3 protein-coding genes are annotated in these 4,414 nt (G+C 64.9%); all 3 read left to right on the top strand.

What is annotated here, in order from left to right:
- The first annotated feature begins 60 nt into the window (after positions 1-60).
- The 3 genes from dprA to topA all read left to right on the top strand — a co-directional run bounded on the left by dprA (position 61) and on the right by topA (position 4,094).
- On the top strand, positions 61-1,140 hold the full coding sequence (dprA, locus tag JHD59_RS21610; protein ID WP_199155780.1) for a DNA-processing protein DprA: 1,080 nt from the start codon (positions 61-63) through the stop codon (positions 1,138-1,140).
- 32 nt (positions 1,141-1,172) lie between these two features.
- Positions 1,173-1,631: a DUF494 family protein gene (locus JHD59_RS21605; RefSeq protein ID WP_103321706.1), complete on the top strand. Its 459-nt coding sequence runs from the start codon at positions 1,173-1,175 to the stop codon at positions 1,629-1,631.
- Between the two features lie 153 nt (positions 1,632-1,784).
- Positions 1,785-4,094, top strand: coding sequence for a type I DNA topoisomerase (topA, locus tag JHD59_RS21600; RefSeq protein ID WP_199155779.1), 2,310 nt, complete (start codon positions 1,785-1,787; stop codon positions 4,092-4,094).
- Positions 4,095-4,414 lie beyond the last annotated feature (320 nt).

Below are 4,414 nucleotides of genomic sequence, written 5' to 3'. Positions count from 1 at the left end.
GGTGCTGGACAGCGCGGGCGCCATCTATGTCGGCGACGGCATCGCCCCGCCGGACGCCGAATGAGCCCGACCCCGCGCGCCTGGCTGCGGCTGGCGCTGACGCCCGGCATCGGCCCCGTTGGCTTCCTCAAGCTGATCGAGGCTTTCGGCTCGGCTGACGCCGCCGTGTCGGCCCGGCCGGCGCAAACCGAAAAGCTGATCGGCCGCGAAGCCGCCGAAGCGCTGCATGGCGAGGCCGCGGCGGAATCAGTGGACGCCGCGCTGGCCTGGTCCATGGGGGAGGGCTGCCACCTGATCACCCTGCTGGACGAGGACTACCCGCCGCAACTGGCCGAGGCCGCCTCGCCGCCGCCGCTGCTGTTCGCGCGCGGCCGGCGCGAATTACTGGCGCGGCCGATGCTGGCCATAGTCGGCAGCCGCGCCGCCACGGCGCAAGGCAAACGCAACGCCGAAGACTTCGCCGCCGCGCTGGCCGCGCACGGCTACACCATCGTCAGCGGCCTGGCCAGCGGTATCGACGCCGCCGCCCACCAGGGCGCGCTGGCGCATCCCGCCTCCACCATCGCCGTCATCGGCACCGGCATCGACCGCGTCTACCCGGCGTCCAACCGCCAGCTGGCGCACCAGATCGCCGAGCGCGGGCTGATCCTGTCGGAGTTCGCGCTGGGCATCGGGCCGCTGGCGGGCAACTTCCCGCGGCGCAACCGCATCATCGCCGGCCTGGCGCGCGGCTGCCTGGTGGTGGAAGCCGGCACCGCCTCCGGCTCGCTGATCAGCGCCCGGTTGGCGATGGAAAACAACCGCGAGGTCATGGCGATACCCGGCAGCATCCACAACCCGCAGGCGCGCGGCTGCCACCGACTGATCAAGGACGGCGCGCGGCTGGTGGAGAGCGTGGACGAGGTGCTGGACGAAGTGGGCCGGCTGTCCGCCGCGCCATCGGCGCCGGCCCCGGCGGCCCCACCGCAAGCCTCGCCCTTGTTGGACGCGATGGGTTGGGAACCGGTGCTGGCGGACGCGCTGGCCGACGCCGTCGGGTTGACGTCGGGGGAGGTTTACGCGATGCTGCTCGAACTGGAGCTGGATGGCCGGGTGGCCAGCGTGGCTGGCGGCCGCTTCCAGCGTCTGGCGCAAAACTGAACGCGCCGCGTTCAATCTCAGAAAACTAAGCCATGTTTGACGTACTCACCTATTTATTCGAGCAATACAGCGATCCGGCCGCCTTTGGCGACCGCAGCTCGCTGACCCGCCAGCTGAACGCCATCGGCTTCGAGGAAGACGAGATCGGCGAAGCCTTGGACTGGCTGGACAGCGTCAGCGAGGCCAGCGTCGAACCGTATCTGGGCGCCGACGACGGCAGCGGCATGCGCATCTACGCCGACAGCGAGCTCGAGCACCTGCCGGCCGACGTGCGCGGCCTGCTGCAGTTCCTGGAGGACAACGGCGCCCTGACCCCGTCTCAGCGCGAAATGGTGATAGACCGTTTGCTGGAACTGGACCACGAGGACCTGGACGTCAGCAACGCCAAACTGCTGGTGCTGATGGTGCTGTGGGCGCAACAGGCCGAATTGCCCATTCTGCTGGGCGAGGCGCTGCTGGAAGCGGTGCATGGCGAGCCAACCATGCAATAACTTGTCAGGCCCGGCCCGGCGGCTTAACATGCCGCCGATTGGTCAACCCCTTATTGTGTTCAAGAGCGCCCTTGCGCTCTTGTTTCGTTTGACGGATATAACAAGATGTGTCGGCCGGGCGCGTCCGGCCTTGAATATTGCTGAAAAGATAATATGCCCACCAGCCTCCTGATCGTCGAATCGCCATCCAAGGCGAAGACGCTGAAAAAATATCTTGGCCCGGACTTCGAGGTCCTGGCCTCTTACGGCCACGTGCGCGATCTGGTGCCGAAAAACGGCGCCGTCGATCCGGAAAAAGACTTCGCGATGAAGTACCAGCTGATCGCGCGCAACACCAAGCACGTGGACGCCATCGTCAGCGCGGTGCGCGAGGCCGATCACGTCTACCTGGCAACTGACCCGGACCGCGAAGGCGAGGCCATTTCCTGGCACCTGGTGCAGATCCTCAACAGCAAGAAGCTGCTGAAGGACAAGACCGCCCAGCGCGTGGTGTTCCATGAGATCACCAAGAACGCGGTGCTGGACGCGATCCAGAACCCGCGGGCCATCGCCCAGGATCTGGTGGACGCGCAGCAGGCGCGCCGCGCGCTGGACTATCTGGTGGGTTTCAATCTGTCGCCGCTGCTGTGGAAGAAAATCCGCCGCGGCCTGTCCGCCGGCCGGGTGCAGAGTCCGGCGCTGCGGCTGATCTGCGAACGCGAGAACGAGATCAAGGCCTTTGTGCAGCAGGAATACTGGTCGGTCCATCTCGACAGCCACAAGAGCCGCACCAAGTTCTCCGCCAAACTGACCACGCTGTCCGGCGTCAAGCTCGACCAGTTCGCCATCCCCAACGAAGCGGAACAGGCTGCCGTGCTGTCCCGCCTCGAAGGCAAGCCGGCCCAGGTCGGCACCATCGAGAAGAAAAAGAAATCGCGCAGCCCGGCCGCGCCGTTCACTACCTCCACGCTGCAACAGGAGGCCGTGCGCAAGCTGGGCATGACCACCGACCGCACCATGCGCACCGCGCAGCAGCTGTACGAAGGCATGGACATCGGTCATGGCACCGTCGGCCTGATCACCTATATGCGTACCGACTCGGTGGTGCTGGCCAATGAAGCGGTGGAAGAAATCCGCGGCTATATCGGCCTGAAATGGGATGCCGACTTCCTGCCCAAGAACCCGGTGACCTACAAGAGCAAGGCCAAGAACGCCCAGGAAGCGCACGAGGCGATCCGCCCCACTTCCATCCTGCGCACGCCGGAAATGGTCAAGCCTTTCCTGACCACCGATCAGTTCAAGCTGTACGACATGATCTGGAAGCGCACCCTGGCCTGCCAGATGGCGCCGGCCAGATTCGACACCACCAGCGTGGACATCCTGGTGGGCGAAGGCGTGTTCCGCGCCAGCGGCCAGGTGCAAACCTTCGCCGGCTTCCTCGCCGTGTACGAGGAAGACGTGGACGACGCCGAGGACGAGGACAACGCCAAGCTGCCGCTGCTGACCGAGGGCGAAGACCTGCCGGTGGACAAGCTGTACGGCGAGCAGCACTTCACCCAGCCGCCGCCGCGCTATTCGGAAGCGTCCTTGGTGAAGGCGCTGGAAGAGTTCGGCATCGGCCGGCCGTCCACCTACGCCAGCATCATCTCGACGCTGAAGGACCGCGAATACGTCATTCTGGACAAGAAGCGCTTCCTGCCGACCGACACCGGCGACATCGTCAACAAGTTCCTGACCGAGCACTTCTCGCAATACGTCGACTACAACTTCACCGCCAAGCTGGAAAACCAGCTGGATGAGATCGCCAGCGGCACGCGCCAGTGGGTGCCGGTGATGGACAGCTTCTGGAAGGGCTTCAAGAAGCAGATCGACGAAAAAGAGAGCATTTCCCGCGCCGAAGTGACCACGGAAAGCCTGGACGAAGCCTGCCCGAAATGCAGCAAGCCGCTGTCGATCAAGTTCGGCAAGCGCGGCCGCTTCATCGCCTGCACCGGCTATCCGGAGTGCGACTACACCCGCAATATCGGCGAAACCGCCGAACAGGCGGCGGAAGAGGCGGAAGCGCCGACCGTGATCGAAGGCCGCGTCTGCCCGGATTGCGGCGGCGAGCTGCACATCAAGAAGGGCCGCTACGGCAAGTTCATCGGCTGCGCCAACTACCCCAAGTGCAAACACATCGAGCCCTTGGAAAAGCCGCGCGAAACCGGCGTCACCTGCCCGGAATGCAAGACCGGCCAGCTGATCGAACGTAAAAGCCGCTACGGCAAGCTGTTCTACAGCTGCAACACCTATCCCAAGTGCAAGTACGCCACGTGGAACCCGCCGATCGCCGAGCCGTGCCCGAAGTGCAACTGGCCCATTCTGACGATCAAGACCACCAAGCGCCGCGGCACTGAGAAGGTATGCCCGCAGAAGGAATGCGGCTACGCCGAGCAGATCGCGCCGCCGGAAGGCAAGGACACGCCGGCTGCAGAAGAGGCGTGAGCCTGATCAGGATCACCCAAGCCGCTCCCGCTGGAGCGGCTTTTTTGCGCCCGCCGTTGCGTTTTTGGCCCGCGCGGCCACGCCTCGCCGGCATTAGCCCCAAGCCATCAGCATCGACAAGCTGTTGATTTTATTGCGATCCCCATTGCGCAGTGCGCTATGATCACGGTGAACTTGCCGCCGGACTTCCGGCGGTCCGCGCCGCCCAGGCATGCCGGACGCAATAGCCCTGCTCCGGCCGGCGGCGTTTTATTTTTGAGATCGCCGCATCATGAAATTCAGCAGCCACTTTCTGTTCACCGGCGCCGCCATCCTCACCC

The sequence above is a fragment of the Chromobacterium sp. ASV23 genome, from assembly GCF_016428945.1.
In the GTDB taxonomy this organism is placed as follows: domain Bacteria; phylum Pseudomonadota; class Gammaproteobacteria; order Burkholderiales; family Chromobacteriaceae; genus Chromobacterium; species Chromobacterium sinusclupearum.
Note: the sequence above shows the minus strand (reverse complement) of the source record. Positions and strands in the feature narration are given on the sequence as shown.